This is a genomic window from Bradyrhizobium arachidis (assembly GCF_015291705.1).
Taxonomy (GTDB): domain Bacteria; phylum Pseudomonadota; class Alphaproteobacteria; order Rhizobiales; family Xanthobacteraceae; genus Bradyrhizobium; species Bradyrhizobium arachidis.
In genome coordinates this window covers 8233139-8249351 of the sequence record NZ_CP030050.1, presented here as the reverse complement: position 1 = coordinate 8249351, position 16213 = coordinate 8233139, and the positions used below count along the sequence as shown (strand labels likewise).

Annotated in this window: 16 protein-coding genes; 10 read left to right on the top strand and 6 right to left on the bottom strand. The window is 58.7% G+C overall.

The genetic code is table 11. From position 1 onward, the window contains the following. Nucleotides 1-21 precede the first annotated feature (21 nt). From WN72_RS38900 to WN72_RS38880, 5 genes are all read left to right on the top strand, one after another. Entirely contained in the window at nt 22-939 is a 918-nt protein-coding gene (locus WN72_RS38900; RefSeq protein ID WP_244553974.1) for a DUF7146 domain-containing protein, read from the top strand. Further along, the gene (locus WN72_RS38895) at nt 921-2846 is read left to right on the top strand and encodes a hypothetical protein (RefSeq protein WP_244553975.1); all 1926 of its coding nucleotides are present in this window, start codon (nt 921-923) and stop codon (nt 2844-2846) included. Before WN72_RS38900 ends, WN72_RS38895 begins: the two co-directional genes overlap by 19 nt. Beyond that, nucleotides 2843-3334 carry a hypothetical protein gene (locus tag WN72_RS38890; RefSeq protein ID WP_244553976.1) on the top strand — a complete coding sequence of 164 codons (492 nt, stop codon included), beginning with the start codon at nt 2843-2845 and terminating at the stop codon, nt 3332-3334. Before WN72_RS38895 ends, WN72_RS38890 begins: the two co-directional genes overlap by 4 nt. A 22-nt stretch (nt 3335-3356) precedes the next feature. Next, entirely contained in the window at nt 3357-3863 is a 507-nt protein-coding gene (locus tag WN72_RS38885) for a hypothetical protein (protein ID WP_092219833.1), read from the top strand. A 174-nt stretch (nt 3864-4037) separates the two neighbouring features. Beyond that, nucleotides 4038-4358 (top strand): hypothetical protein, encoded by a 321-nt coding sequence (locus WN72_RS38880; RefSeq protein WP_092219835.1) that lies wholly within the window; start codon nt 4038-4040, stop codon nt 4356-4358. On the opposite strand, the gene WN72_RS38875 is transcribed toward WN72_RS38880, so the two are convergent. Then, nucleotides 4336-5037, bottom strand: coding sequence for a recombinase family protein (locus tag WN72_RS38875; protein ID WP_092219837.1), 702 nt, complete (start codon nt 5035-5037; stop codon nt 4336-4338). The genes WN72_RS38880 and WN72_RS38875 overlap by 23 nt on opposite strands. A gap of 998 nt (nt 5038-6035) precedes the next feature. Between WN72_RS38875 and WN72_RS47935 the strand changes: the two genes are divergently transcribed. Continuing rightward, on the top strand, nt 6036-6260 hold the full coding sequence (locus WN72_RS47935; protein WP_092219839.1) for a lipocalin-like domain-containing protein: 225 nt from the start codon (nt 6036-6038) through the stop codon (nt 6258-6260). Between the two features lie 140 nt (nt 6261-6400). Continuing rightward, nucleotides 6401-7369 carry an ABC transporter substrate-binding protein gene (locus tag WN72_RS38865; RefSeq protein ID WP_092219840.1) on the top strand — a complete coding sequence of 323 codons (969 nt, stop codon included), beginning with the start codon at nt 6401-6403 and terminating at the stop codon, nt 7367-7369. A gap of 518 nt (nt 7370-7887) precedes the next feature. Here WN72_RS38865 and WN72_RS38860 read toward each other — a convergent pair. From WN72_RS38860 to WN72_RS46535, 4 genes are all read right to left on the bottom strand, one after another. After that, on the bottom strand, nt 7888-8352 hold the full coding sequence (locus tag WN72_RS38860; RefSeq protein WP_092219842.1) for a MaoC/PaaZ C-terminal domain-containing protein: 465 nt from the start codon (nt 8350-8352) through the stop codon (nt 7888-7890). Next, entirely contained in the window at nt 8349-8621 is a 273-nt protein-coding gene (locus WN72_RS38855; protein WP_092219844.1) for a hypothetical protein, read from the bottom strand. Before WN72_RS38855 ends, WN72_RS38860 begins: the two co-directional genes overlap by 4 nt. Nucleotides 8622-10110: 1489 nt before the next feature. Then, nucleotides 10111-10530 (bottom strand): hypothetical protein, encoded by a 420-nt coding sequence (locus tag WN72_RS46540; RefSeq protein ID WP_208617522.1) that lies wholly within the window; start codon nt 10528-10530, stop codon nt 10111-10113. Beyond that, nucleotides 10520-10909 (bottom strand): hypothetical protein, encoded by a 390-nt coding sequence (locus WN72_RS46535; RefSeq protein WP_208617523.1) that lies wholly within the window; start codon nt 10907-10909, stop codon nt 10520-10522. The genes WN72_RS46540 and WN72_RS46535 overlap by 11 nt, the downstream gene beginning before the upstream one ends. A 647-nt stretch (nt 10910-11556) precedes the next feature. On the opposite strand from WN72_RS46535, the gene WN72_RS38845 reads away from it, so the two are divergent. Together WN72_RS38845 and WN72_RS38840 are read left to right on the top strand one after the other, a co-directional pair. After that, nucleotides 11557-11775 (top strand): hypothetical protein, encoded by a 219-nt coding sequence (locus tag WN72_RS38845; protein ID WP_092219850.1) that lies wholly within the window; start codon nt 11557-11559, stop codon nt 11773-11775. A 291-nt stretch (nt 11776-12066) separates the two neighbouring features. Beyond that, the gene (locus WN72_RS38840; protein WP_143130820.1) at nt 12067-12264 is read left to right on the top strand and encodes a hypothetical protein; all 198 of its coding nucleotides are present in this window, start codon (nt 12067-12069) and stop codon (nt 12262-12264) included. A 292-nt stretch (nt 12265-12556) separates the two neighbouring features. Here the strand turns inward: WN72_RS38840 and WN72_RS38835 are convergent, their stop codons facing one another. Then, nucleotides 12557-14944 (bottom strand): AI-2E family transporter, encoded by a 2388-nt coding sequence (locus WN72_RS38835; protein ID WP_092219895.1) that lies wholly within the window; start codon nt 14942-14944, stop codon nt 12557-12559. Nucleotides 14945-16030: 1086 nt separating this feature from the next. On the opposite strand from WN72_RS38835, the gene WN72_RS38830 reads away from it, so the two are divergent. Continuing rightward, a complete protein-coding gene (locus WN72_RS38830; protein ID WP_167381143.1) occupies nt 16031-16168 on the top strand; it encodes a hypothetical protein in 138 nt (45 codons plus the stop codon). Nucleotides 16169-16213 lie beyond the last annotated feature (45 nt).

Genomic DNA, 16213 nt, shown 5'->3' with positions numbered 1-16213 from the left:
GGCGCTAACGGGAGAGCGCATGTGAATTCTATTGAGCAGATCGCTTCGGCCTGCGGCCATGCTAAGCGGACGGCTCGCGGTTTCATGTGTCGCTGTCCGGCCCACGAGGAGAGGACTGGCAGTCTCTCGCTCGGATACGGCCGCGACGGGATCGTCCTCGTCCATTGCTTCGGCGGCTGCAGCCAGGCGTCAGTCATTGATGCGCTCAAGGGCCTCGGCGTGTGGCCGGGGCCGCACGTCGTCGGGCCGCGCAACGTGTCGAAAACGCCGGTGTCGAAAGATGCCGGCGTTTGCAGCTCTGCTTCGTGGGCAGCACGGATTTGGAATGCCTCAACTTGCGCAAAAGGCTCGCTGGTTGAGATCTATCTGCGGCGGCGTGGCCTCACGGTCTCAATTCCCTCGGCCATTCGGTTTCACCATGGTCTGAGGCACCCGGAAGGGTCGAGCTGGCCGGCAATGATTGCATTGGTGTCCGACGCACTCGGCGGCACTCCGACCGCTATCCACCGCACGTTTCTCTCGCGCGATGGCACCTCCAAGGCTCCTTTGGAGACCACCAAGATGATGTTGGGACCCTGCCGCGGCGGGATCGTGCGCCTTGGTGGTTGGGGAAACGTCCTTCTGATTGGCGAGGGGATCGAGACCTGCCTCTCGGCAATGCAGGCAACAGGACACCGGACGTGGGCGGCGCTCTCAACTTCAGGCCTGCGGACGATCGCTCTGCCTGATGACGAGCAGGACATTGTCATCCTTGCCGACGCCGACCGGGCAGGGGAGGCGGCGGCCAAAAACGCGGCGCACCGCTGGGTGCTCGAAGGGCGCCGCGTCCGGATCGCTCGCCCGCCGCCGGGACTGGATTTCAACGACATGCTGATCGCTTGCGAACCGTCGAGCGGTCTGCGCGGTGACGGGGACATGCCATGTTGGTACACGCAGTGAATTGCGAGCACGGGCTCCCGCGGCTTCTCTGCCAGCGGTGCGAGCAGAACGGTCGCGCGGTAGGAGTCTTTTCGCTCCGCACCGATCTGATCAATGTTGCACGTGGAACGTCTCAAGTTGCGCAGCGTCGCATTGCGGCGACGATTGCCGCCGCTGAGGAGGTGTACGCCCCCTTGGAAGGTGGGCTCGAACGGGCCGGCGCGCCTCAGGACACTGCCGTTAGGACGCGACCGACGCAGGCCAATATTCTGGCCGAGCTCGCGCAGAGCGCCGAATTGTTTCATGCGCCCGACGGTACCGGCTACGCCGATCTGGACATCAATGGTCACCGCGAGACTTGGCCGATCCGCTCCAAGGGGTTTCGCCGTTGGCTCACGCGTCGGTTTTTCGAAGAAAAGGGAGGAGCGCCGAACTCCGAAGCAATGCAGTCGGCACTGAACCTTGTGGAAGCAAGGGCACACTTCGGTTCACCCGAGAGGTGCGTCTGCATTCGGGTAGGGGCGCTTGAGGGTCGTCTCTACCTGGATCTTGGTGATGAAGAGTGGCGCGCAATCGAGATCGATTCCACTGGTTGGCGGATCGTCAATGACCCGCCGGTGCGTTTTCGTCGCGCTACCGGGATGCAACGCTTGCCGGATCCTGTGCGGGGTGGTTCGGTCGAAGCGCTGCAGCGCTTCTTGAATGTGCATTCCAACAAGGACTTCGTTCTGGCCGTGTCCTGGGCGCTGGCCTGCCTGCGCAATCGTGGTCCTTATCCGGTGATTGCGCTGGCAGGGGAGCAGGGCTCGGCCAAGTCCACTTTTTCGGCGATCCTGCGGTCGCTGCTTGATCCCAACTCCGCTCCCTTGCGCGCGCTGCCGCGTGAGGATCGCGACCTCTTCATTGCTGCCAGCAACAGCCACGTGTTGGCCTTCGACAATGTCTCAGGTCTGCCGGCCTGGATCTCGGACACGCTCTGCCGGCTGGCGACCGGCGGTGGCTTTGCCGTCCGCCAGCTTTACACGGATCACGATGAGGTACTGTTCGACGCCACCCGCCCGGTGATCCTTAACGGGATTGAGGAAATTGTCACTCGGCCCGACCTCGCTGACCGCGCCTTGTTCTTGACGCTGCAACCGATCCCCGAGGAGCTCCGCCGGCCGGAACGGGAGCTGTGGGCTGCATTCGAGGCTGAGCGCCCGAAGATTCTCGGCGCTCTCCTCGATGCCCTTGTGGTCGGCCTGAAACGCATGCCTGAGACACGTCTGCCGAAGTTGCCGCGCATGGCGGACTTCGCCCTGTGGGCTACAGCATGTGAGACGGCGATCTGGTCCGCCGGCACGTTCATGTCAGCCTATGTTGGCAACCTCGAAGATGTCGTTGAAGGCGTGCTTGAGGCCAGCCCGGTCGCGGTCGCCGTGCGTGCCATGATGGAGGATAAGGCGGTCTGGGCGGGAACCGCCTCCGCTCTTCTCCGCGCTCTTCCCGTCGATGAACGCATCGCCAAATCCAAAGGCTGGCCACAGACGCCCAACATCCTTTCGGGCAAACTTCGCCGGGACGCGACGTTCCTGCGCCGGGTCGGCATCGATGTCGCTTTCGACAAGGAGACGAACCGGGTGCGTACCCGGACCATCACCATCACCAAGATGGAGTCCTCTCCGACGAAAACGAGCGCGGCAGGATCGTCCGCATCGTCCGAACCGTCCGAAGCTTCAGAAAAGGCTGGTATCACCAACGAGATCCTCGATGGGGCGCGGACGGAAGACCCGCATGCGGACGATGTCAGTGAGCGCGATCATCAGATCGTCCGCGACAACTCCCGCGAAGACAAGGCTGAGGACGCAACGGACGATGCGGACGCAACTCTTCCCCGGCACTCTGAGCCCAGCCCGTCGCAGGCACCAGGCTGGAGGATGCGGTTATGACGGTTTGCGAAGCTCTCAGTGCGGCTCGTGCCGCAGGCATTTGCCTGGTGCTCGACGGCCACGATCTCTTGCTGACGGCAGCCGAGGCACCTCCGGATGAGGTGCTCAGCGCGCTGTCCCGCCACAAGCATGAAATCGTCACGCTGCTGCGGTCCACCCACGAGCGCTGGTCGGAGGAGGATTGGCTGGCTTCCTTCGACGAGCGGGCGGGCATTGCCGAGTTTGATGGCGGAATGGAGCGTCGGGATGCCGAGGCGCGCGCTCTTGAATGTTGCGTCGTCGAATGGCTGAACCGCAATCCGGTCTGCTCTCCTCCCGGACGGTGTTTGCACTGCGGCGGCAGCGAAGCCACGCTCGACGAACTGGTGCCATTCGGTACGGAGCTGAGTGGTCACGTCTGGTTGCATTCACGGTGCTGGGCAGCATGGCATGGCAACCGGAAAGCTATGGCCGCCGCTGTTCTCTCGGCCATTCTGAGGGGCGGATGATGCGATAAGGGGAGCGAAATCGATGCAAACGGACATTATGAAAGACGACATCCGGGATTTGTTCGCGGGCTTCGTCGTGGCAATCGAGCTGGATCAGCTTCGGGTGGACGCATTGCCGCCAGAGGCCTTCCTAGACGATTACTCGGACAACACGTGGCGCATCTGGCGCCGCTGCCATCTCGAGTACCTCAGTTTGCTGCTCTCGACGGTCGATGAGATCCAGCCAGTCACTTTGGAAAAGTTGACGTGGATTGCCACCAATAATGATCCCAAGTTCGTAGGCGAGCGGCTGCTCGACGTACTCGGCGCGGCTTCTGCCGACTCGGTTCCCCGCGAGGACGTTGCTACGGCTGAACTCTTTCTCAAGATGTTGATCCAGGACGTTTCCGGCCGGACCGAGGGTAGATCAATCGCACAGGACGCCAGCACTTTGATGAAGCGTTGGCTGCGCGACACCGATCCCCTTCATATCGCTCGAGATCCGGAATGCGGTTATGGACCGTACCTGGGTGGGTACGCGGCTTCGTAAGCTGCCGCGGCGCAGGGGCTTATGCGTAACCACCGTAACCACGCTCGCGTCACGGAGACGGAACCTCCATATCGAGCAGTTTCTGGTGATGTTGGCTGTAGCAAGTCTGTAGATTGAGGGCGGCTTTCAGAATAAGATCAGGTTCTTAAGTTCGGCGAAAATGCCGAGGAGCCAATGGGACGACCGCTCGGAAGCCCGAACAGGGAAAAGCCGTTTCAGGACGCGCTCAGGATCGCGCTGCGTAACCGTCCCCTGGCGCTGCGCAGGGTCGCGGACCAACTGCTCGACAAGGCGGAGCAGGGTAACCTCGCCTACATTCGCGAGCTTGTTGACCGCCTGGACGGCAAGCCGGTGCAGGTTGTCGATCGGCGCGACGTGCCAATCGAGGAGCTGAGCGACGCCGAGTTGTATCGCATCGCCGCGGGCGGCGGCCTCAGCCCGGACACGATGCTGTTGATGCCGCCGGCAAAGGTCAGGTCGGACGATCCGAGCTGAGCCCGAGGTTATCATCGGAGACTTGCAGGCGACTCAGCAGCCTTATTACCTGCGTAGCCTGCCACTTGCCGCCTCTTGGCGTTGTCACGCCCCGATCATTCAACATCATCGAGATCCGTTTGGCGGGCAGGTGGCGTAGCGGTCCGATGATGGGACGAAAATGCTCCGCGTGCAGGTCCGCTTCGGCCTTGCGAGCTTCCCCGATTGCAGGGTTGCCCAGCTTCCGACCGCGAGCCTTGGCCGCTGCAAGCGCTTCTCTGGTGCGCTGGGCAATACGCTCGCGCTCCTTCTCGGCGACGGCAGCGTGAATGTGGAGCATGAAAGGATCAACGTCAGGCCCGAGCTCGGTCACGATGAAGGGGATGCGCTGCACCATCAGGCCGCTGATGAAATGAACGTCGCGGCTCAGCCGGTCCAGTTTTGCAATGATGATCGGGGCAGCGCCGGTTTTTCCACCCTTGCCAAGCTTGCGGGCGAATTTCATGGCCGCTGCGAGCTCGGGACGACGCTCCAAGGCGTCTGCGCCCTTGCCGGTCTCCACCTCCCGGTACTCGGCTTCGATGCTGTAGCCGCGCTGGGCACAGAACGCCTTGATAGCAGCCTGCTGCGCCTCCAGGCCGAGACCGCTGCGGCCTTGCTTGGGTCTGGAAACGCGGATGTAGGAAACGGCGGGTCGCATAGAAGATTTATCCTCTCGGGAGTTACAGATGATCGTCCGTCTGACTGTAAACACCCCGAATCTACCGAATGAAAACGCAATTCGGAATCCTCTTTCTTCGTAAACTGGCGATGAGCCGCACTTCGGCCGCCGTCAACGCGTTTGCCAACTCGTGGATGGGCTCAACCTGCTACGACCAGCGTTGGTCATACGTGCTCGCGCCGTGCTTCGGCCAGCGGCCCTGTTCGAGCTCTCCTCCGTCCACGATGCCAGCCCGCCTTCGGCGGGCTGAAAGTTCTTCTCACGGAGGGGAGGGGGGAGGGAAAAACTTCCGGAAAAGCATGCTTGTGCTGGTGAGCCTCTCTCTGGGTGACGTGTGTGGCCGCTGTTGCTTTCTGCGCGGTCGGTGAGGATCGGGGGCGACGGTGTTTTGTACTCACGCCCGAGCTGCATCTTCATGTGCATAACAAGTCTGACCAGAGGACTGGCAGTACAGACGGCGCACAATGGAGCGGTTCAGGATGATCAACGTTTGATGCGCGATGGGAGGGGAAGCCGCTTAAAGCGTTGCTTTTGCCAATGAACCCTACGTCCCTTCTGAGGGATGAGCCGACCAGGCCAGTGAGTTATTGAAGGCAGCTTCTGACCCGATGCGGACGTAGTGAGTTACCCGTTGCTGATAATCGTATTGCCCGGCGGGTTTACACCATTGCCAAATGCAGGGGCGTCCCCATGAACAGGCGTTACGCACTTGGGCTTTCTGCGACCTCGATGATTTCAGTTGTCGCCTTTCCGAATAAGAGCTTTTCTCAAGCAAAATCACTCAAAGATCAGTTGATCGGCACCTGGATATACGAGTCCAGCAAGGCCGCGCGCGAGGATGGTAGCGCTGTGGAGCGCCCGAAGTTACAAGGGGCCGTCACCTATACTCCCGAAGGCCGCTTCCATTTCATCACGGTGCGCTCTGATGCGCCCAATATGCGTCAGGCGACTCTGCGCGTCCCTCCCCCGAGGAGGCAATCGCTATCGCGTCAGGTGTCGTTGCTTATACCGGAACGTACACCGTTGACGAGAGTACAAAGACCATCCACGTCAGTATCGAGGCAAGTTCATTCCCCAACTTGGTTGGAGCACCAAATCAGCGCCGAATCGTGACGTCCATCACGGACGATGAATTGAAGTTTACAAATCCAAGGACGCCGGCCGGCATCACGCTGGAGCTTGTGTTCAAGCGGGCGAGATGAACTTCAGCAGTCCGGTTTTGACCCTTGGCGGACCAATCGCCGCAGGGTTTGCCACGGCAGCTTTCGAACCGAAGCAGACGATCTCCGTTCCCATCTCGACGGCATTCGGGTAAATTGCGTCATAGGCTGGAGGGGCGTTCATGCGGCGACGCGACTTTCTGGTGACAATCGGAGCAGTTACGGCTTCTCCACTTGCCGTCAGGGCACAGCAGAAGGCTAGGTTACCCATCGTTGGGTTTATGGGTGCAGCCACGCCAGCCGCTTGGACACCATGGACGGCAGCATTCGCCCAACGCATGGAAGAGCTTGGTTGGACAAACGGCAAGACAATCAAGATTGAGTACCGCTGGGCTGAAGGCAGTGAAGAGCGCTATCGCCAGATAGGCGAAGAGTTTGTTCGGCTTGGCGCCAACGTTCTTGTTGCTGTGGGCGGGGATGCGGCCAGGAAAGCGACGTCCAAAATTCCCATCGTGGTTGCCTTGATGTCAGACCCGGTTGGCACAGGCCTCGTGTCCAGTCTTGCGCGACCGGGCGGTAATCTTACTGGAATGTCCATACAATCCACCGACCTTGCGGGAAAGCGAATCGAATTACTGAAGGAAGTGATCCCCACCCTCAAGCGCTTTGCGGTCTTAGCCTACGTCGATTATGCGGGGACTTTGCGTGATGTCGAAGCAATTCAGACGATCAGTAAAAGGATTGGTGTCGAGGCTGCTACACTTCCAATTCATCGCGGAAGTGACATTGAACCTGCGTTCGCTACGCTCGATCTTCAAACCCAAGCGATGTATGTGCCTCCAAATATACTAGTAAATACCAACCGCGTTTTCATCAACCAGCTTGCCCAGCAGCGCCGCTTACCAACGCTGCATGGTTTCCGAGAATATGTTGATAGCGGTGGGTTGATGTCCTACGGGCCCAACACGACAAACTTATTCCGGCGCGCTGCCGAATATGTTGATAAGATTCTGCGAGGAGCGCGGCCTGGCGAACTCCCCGTCGAGCAGCCTATCGAATTTGATCTTGTTGTGAACCTTAAAGTCGCGAAGACGATTGGCTTCGAGTTTACATCGTCATTTCTTGCTCGAGCAGACGAAGTAATCGAATAGTTCACTTCCCCTTTTTGGCCCGTTGCTGACCTTCGCTTGGAGAGCCGAAAAGTCTTCTTCCGGGAGATGAGCCGACAGGTGAAGCAGCCCGCCAAGGGCAGCTTATGACTCATAGCTGCGTTGGCGTTCGTTCCCTCGATGCCTGCAAGGAACCCGCAGCAGATCCTTTACACGATCCAGGCCATTGGTCGAGAACGGTTTGGCGGTCGTCAGACGAACCAACTGAGCAAGATTGCTGATCGTGCATTTGCGCCCCAAAGGCGGCATCCATGCGCTATGGGGAAGCCGACCGCCTGCCTCGAAAGCTCAGACATCCGCCTGCCGGGCCGGCGTCAAGCGTAGTTTGCCATTTCTGATTTGCTGCGGCGTGCTGCTAACGGTGAAGGCTGGCGCCAAGCGGGAGCCCAGAGGTCCGCTCGCGATCCCAAACCAGACCTAGCGCAGCGGGTTAGGACCGGACGGCTTTCGACCACAAGAGACATCGGAGCGAAACCAGCCGACGGCACCTGTAGAACGGCTTACGCCGATGCTTTCGCGTCCGGTCGCCTTGCAACGAGGATGGTCCCGATGCATTGCAAGGCGATTTCGTTTCTTTGATTACATAATCGGATTTGATTGCGCACGATACCGCGATCAGGTTTCGATTTTGATTCCAGCTTCTCCAGGATAGTCGCTTCGAGACTAAGTTCATCTCCTGGGCGTACCGGGTTCGGCAACCTCAGCTCATCCCAGCCCATTCCGGCGAGGACATGGAGAGGCCGAGGCTGGAGCTTGGGCGTGAGCGAGATGAAGACTGCAAAGGTGTGGGCGCTCGATGCGGTCAATCCACCAAAAATCGAACGTGCTGCCGCCTCCTCATCGATGTGGCGCGGTATCGGATCGTATTGCTTGGCGAACTGAATAATCTCTTCCTTCGAGACCAAATAAGGACCTGCCTTTCTGGTGGTACCAATTTCGGCATCTTCGAAATATATACGGGTCATTGGTCAATCCTTTGCGAGCGGACGACTATAGCGATGGCAAACGCCACTATAGTCTCGGTGCCGCTCAAGGTCAGCACGTCCGGTTCTGGCCCCAAGGCGAAGAGAGGCAAGATCTGCAGCACGTCAGCAGGCGACACAAGACCGAACACGCCAGAGATAAGGCCAAATCGGCGCAGTGATCCAAGCTGTGGGTCGGCGAGGATCGGGCGATGGCAGCTTTTGATCGAAGCGGCTTGTTTGATCTGAATCAACACTAGCCAAATTGGCATCTTCTCTCTTGCTGCTGATGAGGCACTCGGAGCCCAAGAGATTCAACGTCACGCCTGGGGTTCGTCGCGCGATGATTGCGACGAATGACCAGAAAGTGTTTCGCACTTATGGGCCGAACGATAGCGCATGGAAGTGCGAGCGCAATGGCGTCTCGCCGCGCGTGCTCTGGAAGTTGCTCTTGAACGAACTGATAGAGGAGGAGCCACAGACGGCTGCCCCGACGGCTGTACCTTCGACTATCCGCATGCGTCTGAGTAAGGTTGGCCTGGAAATTCTAAAAGCGGATTTAGACGGGAAATGAGGCGATTACTGCCATGAGCTAATAACGCTCTTGCCACGTGCGAGTCATTCTTTTGGAGCCGACCTACGCCCGCAGCAGACTCTCATCGGGGAAGTTATACACCCGCTGGTTGAGGCCGTAGCCTACTCTACGGCTGCGTGGTATTGCGGGAGCGGATCAGTCGGCTCAAGGCGGGGCGAAAGAGATCAGGACCCTTGCGCTATCAATGTAGAAGCCGTGGCGGAGCCGGGGCCAATGAGTCGTCAGCGAAACCCCGAAATCGCCTTCGCCAAGGTCCGTCACGGTAGAGTTGCAAGTCTGGTGTGCCCGAAGTGTAGTGCCACGTCGCGACAAACACTTGAGATCTATTCTCACCGTCAGCGTGCTGCGAAATTTGGTAGCGAGCGAGGCCCGGTTCCACCGCGTGCGTAGAGACGAAAAATTCGTCGGTAGCGAAGCACCGGGTGACTTTATCGTTCCCTTCGACGTCTCGGCCGTACTGCCGGAGCAAGTTGTCGGTGAGGCAAATAAGCGCCGCGACGGCTTCCTGGTCGAGCGTCGTCTTACTAGCAGAGCGTCGTCTAACCAGCCTTCTCGATCGCTCGATCACTGTGGACTTGGCGTAGCCCAGCAGGGCCGCGATCTGACGCGCGACGTACGTTGTCGCCCGCATTTTAGGCTCCCCGAGTGATGACTAGACTCACTACAACGTTTAACTGTTTTTGTTGTTCCGCCACCTTAAGATAGTATACTATTTTTAGTTGCGGGTCTTTAAGGGACACCGCGCTAAAGCTATTCAGTCCGACGTGGCTTTGCACTGCTCTTTCTGCCGTTCCTGGAATACCGCAACAAAGGCTTGTCAGCTATGGACCCTATCTCGCGGCCTTCTATCGTGAGACTCGCGTGCTCGTCGGCCGCCCAAGGGCGACAAACCAAGGACGTGGTATCTCTATGTATCGAGCATGCGAGCTTGCTAGTTCAGAGCTTTGCCCGCCAAGAATTTGTGGAAGTCCGCCGTCAGCCTCGAGCTCATCAGGTTTGATCGTAGGTTCGACGAACCAAATTATGCTCTTTCAAATATTTCCTTAACGCCCGATGTCGGATGTCGAATGTCGGCGGTGCATCGGGCGCGGGAGCATGCGTGCCTCGGCCGCCGCTTGTGACCCGGAGCAGACCTGGTGGCCGAAACCAATGGCCTCTAACAACGGCTACGGCCGCCAACCTCTGGTGCCCAATAGGATGCCATGGTTGCGCCCGCGCACATTGAGGTCATAGGTTTTGACCGTCGACCAATCCACCTTGGATTTCAGCTCGGCCATCGAATCCACGTTTACCTTCTCATAAACCTGTATAGCAAAGAGCATGCGGCGGTCGGGATAGGCGTGAGCCATTCGCGCAATGATGTCGGTGATCGGCGGCTCGGTTCGACGCAGATCCAGCCCCTCGACTTCGTCGAGAGCAGTCCCCCATGGCGGCGCGACGAAGACAATCAACGCGTCGTGTGTCGGCAGGTCGAGCCTATCCAGCACCACGGTGTAGTCGCCCGGTATGAGCTCGATAGGGCGATCGAGATCGGCAATGTTTTGCCTAGTGAGTTGGTAGACGTTTGGATCGAACTCAAAACGCAAGCCCGCGCGAATGAGAGACGTGACGCAGTATCCAGTAAAGTGTGTTGCACGAACCCGCGAAGGGATCGATGACCGAGAACGTGGTTCCCGGCCGGAGGGAGCCAGCCATTGCCGCGATGTCGCGACCGATAAGATTGGCCAACGGATCGCGCGTGCATTCAACGGCCGTTCGGCCTAGCAATCGTACACCGCGCGCGTACCATTGCGACGGCGTCATGCCGTAAAGGCGAACGTAATCCGAATCTGAGAACGACCCGTATCGCTGCACCTCACTCAAGGTGAGAATCTCGTTGCGCTTGCTGCCGTGCAACAGCAACGCCCGGTCGTAGAACGGCTCTTTGCCGGATTCACGAGTATCGCTTTCCTTGCGGCCAGCCATCGCTCCTTCCCGTCCATGGTACGATATGATGCCACAAACGAGCGGCACGGCGGGGCCGAAATTGGGTCCGGCCCATCATGAAATCGCGCGGATAAAGCGTGGATGGCCGGAAGGGAAGGCCCCGCACCAATCCTTGTCTACTCGCCCATCGCAGCCAGTGGATGTAGAGACGGGGCGTCGGCAGTCAAGTGTAGAGCGGAAGCGGAAGCGGCGGTCCAAGCGGCCCAATTTGAGCCGGAGGTGACTTTCGCAATCAAGACGCGGTCTGCTGGCTAACCAAAGTGCTCTACCGACTAGTGTGCGACTGACGGCGTTGGCAACGACAGCCTTTGCATGACATCTCGGTCCGCGTTGCATCCAGCCATGCTCACAGCTAATGGTGGCTATTTCGCGCTGTAGTTGGGTTTTTATTTATGCAGGAGCGATCTTGAGTTGTTTGATGAAGTCTTGCCGAAACAGAAGGCTGCTACGCTAGGTCTTAAATAGGGTGGCCTGTTTTTTCTGGACTGACAGCCAAGTCAGCCGATCGCATAATTCCCACGCTCGAACGCCGCGTTGTGAACGAACTATCGGAGAGCGATTAACGAGCTGATGCTATACAAAAACACATGGAAGAAATTCTAGGTCGTGTTCACAGGGGGCAACCAATGCCCGCCATATTCGATCTGCTTTATCACGAATACTGCCGCGCCCGTCTCGCTGAAATGCGGAAACAGCTTCTGATGGCGGGGCAAAGTCCTGAAGGCTTGGAAACCGATTACGATCGTGCTGATCAGGATAGAGTTGGCAGGACAGACAGGCAGCACGAGATTGGCTGCGGCGCGCTGAATGAAGCGGACTGGCCCAGGTACGTCATTCCGTTGTGAGGTTGACGAAGAACTTTTCAAACCGCCTAGTGAACTATGTGTTTGCAGTCGTCATGTCTGTGGTAACAATCACGATTGCAGCGACATCGGCGAAGGTGAACTGGCCTTTCGAGCCGAGGTTACGCTATCCTGAATCGCAACGCTGGGCCGCCTTTTAAAATTAGCACGAAGGGGAAGCCGACGCTCCGGCGCCTACGTTGAAGATCTTATCTGCTCGTGAAGTAGATTACATTTCCTCGTTCTTGGCGCGGGCTAGTGTGAAGAACAGTACTTTCTTGACGGAGACTCACAATGCTCGCAGCGGTCAAATGGAACTTCCGACTTAGCCCCCGCGAATGGGTAATGATGGCTGTGGTGCGTGTCATCGGCATCCAGGCGAACCGGCGGAATGGCGACAGCAAGCATATGCAGCCACTCTGGAAGCATTTCGACGATACCCATCATTGGGATGCCTCCGCGGAGGAATGGGTCCCCAACCTCGAGCGCTGATCGTGCAGCGCATATCCTCTCACAGGCCGCTGGTCCCTCGTGATCTGCGGTGGCGTTGACTGCAGAAAGTGCATCTTCCTGCAGAGGCCTCTGGGGGCGCGAGAGGCAATCTGATTATAGTGCAGGTTCGTTCGGGCCAACCTTGTGGGACACGAAGTCGATCTCTGTGCATTAACTTTGAGCGTAGAGAGAGCGGCGCCTTCTGAGCTTACTTCTCGCGCTTCCGCTTCTGGCCCTTAGTTGAACAACGCTGAGGCTATTGTGATGTCGGCTATCGGCCGCAGTCTTTCCCTCAGGCGGTGGGATGCACTTCTTGCATGCGAACGGAAGAGAAAACGGTAGTCGTTTCGTTGCTTTGGATAGCGACCATCAATTGGTTAGCCATGTCCAGTAGGCGGTGTCGATCTCGGTCGACGAACTCCCGCGGCTGGGTATCAATTACACACAGGCAGCCTACAACGTGGCCGGATGTAGTCTTTAATGGGGCTCCGGCGTAGAACCGAATGCCTCTCTCCAGCACACGATGATCATCGGCGAAGCGCGGATCCTCGGTGACATCCTCCGAAACGAGCATATCCTCTGCAGCGATTACATGCGCGTCGAGAGGGCTCTCGTGATTGCCCTGCAGACCTGCTTGAACTTCCTGGGGGCGGCTGTCGGAGATGCTTGGCTGAATATCATCGACAAATGACACCAGCGCGATCGGGACGCCGAAGGCCTGAGCAACCTTTCTGGACTCCTCATCCAGGGCCTGACGTTTCGCGGTGTCCAGGCCAAGGCCACGCAACGCGGCAAGCTGCGCCTGCTCGGCGCCAGCCGTGATCTGGGGCGCTTCGCCTCGAGCGGCAGCGCGACCTATCCATGCTTCGACCTGCTCGGTACAGGCTTTGAGAGAGGCGAACACCGCGTGGGCCGCCATTTGACTCTTAAGCTCTTCCGTCTGGTCCGTTCCGGCGATCAAGTTCCAGCAGCAGACGATAAGCTTCACGTGGGGAGCGCGACGACGCAGGCGACGAAAGACATAGCGGGCATAGACCTGCGGCTGCTGGTGAAAATAGGACAGGCACACCACGTCTACGCCCTGGAGATCAAGTTGCTCCAATGCTCCCCGACTGACCACGATCGGCGGCAGGACTTTGGCGCCGATATTGCGCTCCTGAAGGACCTGCGCGAGCATCTCCGCCGCTGCATGATCAAGCTCCGTGCGACCTGCGAGACAAAGGACGCATGGTCGCTGCGCCATGTGATTTGGCTCTTCCGCTGAAGACGCCTTTTCGCGGATATGGTCGTCAACCTCCCGAACAACGGAGATTGCCGTATCCGCGACGAGGCGCCGGTAGTTGGTATCGATGCTGCTGCGCTGACGGTCGTTCTCCGCCAAACGCAGAGCTGGAATGCCTACGTTATCGTACAACTCGCACGAGGTGCACTCGTCGACATAGTTCTCGGCGAACTCAACTGCCTCCTCCAGGTTGCCAGCCAATAATCGCTGATAGAGTTGCTCCTCCGGCGCGAGCACAGGGTCGCTGCCAAGAAGAACGCCCAAAAACTCCAACTGCGGGACATAGCGCCCAATGACGACGAGGCAGACGGTCAAAGGTGTCGCCAGGAATAGCCCGACGGGACCCCACAGCATCGTCCAGAAAATCGCAGCAATGATGATGGCAAGGGATGACAACCCCGTGCTGGAACCGTAAAGCCAGGGCTCGATGACATTGTTGCTGATGAGTTCAGCAGTAAGGAACAGGCCGACGACCCAGAACAGCATCGTCCAGCCTGGATCGACGGCGATGGCCAGTGCAACCGGAAATATCGCAGCTAGAAAAGGTCCGAGATAGGGAATAAATCGAAGTACCGCTGCGAGCAGGCCCCAAAGAATCGCGTTCGGTACGCCGACAAAGTAGAGTGCAACGCCGATCGGGACGCCGTAAGTCAGATTAACCACGAGCTGCATAAGCAGATAGCGGCTGACCCGCGAGGCAGCATCGTTGATGGCCTGAGTGCTCTTCTGAAGGTCGCCGGCTCCCGCCAACTTGATGAAGCGATCGCGCAGGTCTTCCCGCTCGAGCAGCACGAAAATCACGAAGATCACGACGAGTCCGGACGTAGCGAGCGGTGCCAGCAACGGGCCTATGACAGAGCGGATGAGCTCAAGTGGTCTTGGCTGCGGCGGCTCCATCCGCACGGTGACGGGCTCCTGATTCTGGCCACCCGCGCCAAGCCGGGACGGCGCGGCGCCCGATTTTTTCTCGTCGCCCGAGAGCTCTCTGCCGAGATCCTGCATCGTCGTGGTGACGGCATCGACGACCCCGCCGCCTGGCGCGGAGGTCTGCAACGAATGGATCTTCTCGGTGATGGTGGTCTGATAATTGGGAAGGTTGGAGGCGAGCTGGACCAGTTGGCGTCCGACGATCAAGGCGATCCCCGTGACGACGATAAACGCCATGGAAACAGCGATTAGTACCGCTGCAATGCGGGGTACTTTCCAACGTCTCAGCCAGTTGACCAAGGGCGTGAGAACGAAGCTAAGCAAGATAGCAAGAGCAAAGGGAACGAAGATTTCCCGACCGAGATAAAGGCCTCCGATGGCCAGGACGATGCTGCCGGCTGTGAGCATGGGCGACGACGCGGCCGGCATGGCCGGTGTTCGTTGCGGCGACGCCGAAGCCAACTCAGCCATACGGACGGGCCCTTCATTAGAGGCATCCATTGGTCAACCGTAAACCGACCGGTTTGATCCAATCCGAAACTTTTCGAAGCGCCCAATACTGGCCTCCGCCACAGGCAACTACTTGAGTAAGGCGCGGTCCGCGCGACCACTGATCGGGGCTTTTCGGGCAACGAAGGAGTAGTCCCCCGGCCGAGCGTCCAATCGCTTCGCGAAGCTGATAGCACGACGACGACCGTTCGAAGGCCTATAGTCCCTTCTGGTCCATCGGCGAAGCCGCGATTCGACCAACCCCATCCCTGCGGCGAGATTGCCACGAGCAATCGTTCGATCCCGTCAAGTTAGCTAATGCCTGCCGTTCGCTCCTGTTCGCTTTGGAATCCCTGGGGGCGAACCGCGGACCAATTGTGGCGATGGGGAATATCTGTACGATGGCTCGAGGAGAAGGGTAGCTTATCGAACGCGCCGTGCTGCTGGTTGTGGCACAGCCCACGCGCTGTCCGAGCGTCGCTTCGTAGACCGAGCTGCCGGCAAGCGGCGCAAGTTCGAGAGCTAAGCAGCACCGTGGCCTTGAACCAAACACCGCAGCTATACCGCGCTCAGTAGCGGCCTTCCCAATGCAAACCCGCAAGGGATTTTCTTACCTGCGGGTCTGGAAGGCGTGAATGGCTCTGTTGGCGAGCATGAGAGGACGATATTCCCCAAGTCTCATTTGGGTCCTGATGCTTTCGAGTAGGAAGTTTGCTGTCGCGTCCGGTCGGGTGATCTCTCCGGACTTCACGAGAAAGCCCCAAGCTATATTGAAGGATTGCTCGACGACGTTCGACATAAACATGACCGGAAAACGCCGTCGTCCCTGCGGCGTTCCCATGTCGGGCCGGTGAGTACGGAGGCTGGTCAATTCTCAAGAGTGTCACGGGCCTGATGAGCTTTTCTAGCGACATCCGCTCGAGGTCCAGGCCGGCGGTCGCCGCGCTATTCATCGCAAGGAGCGCCTGTAGCTGTGGCGGCATGGCCGGATTTGGCTGCGCGACCGGTTATCCCTGGCACCCTTGCCCGTTCCTTCGACCGCACGAGCTTCATTGTTGCCAGCAGCCGTTGGCGCTGGCGCTCCTCAACGTGCTGTTCCTGGCGGGCTTCATGCTGTTGCTACGCGAGATCTCTGCGTCGGCGCAGCGGCGCGATCAGGTGATGATGCGGCTTGCGGAGAAATGCGCGATCCGCAATGACAGATGAACGTCTTATTGGTGCTCTTCGTGGTCCTCGCTGAACCACTGGAGT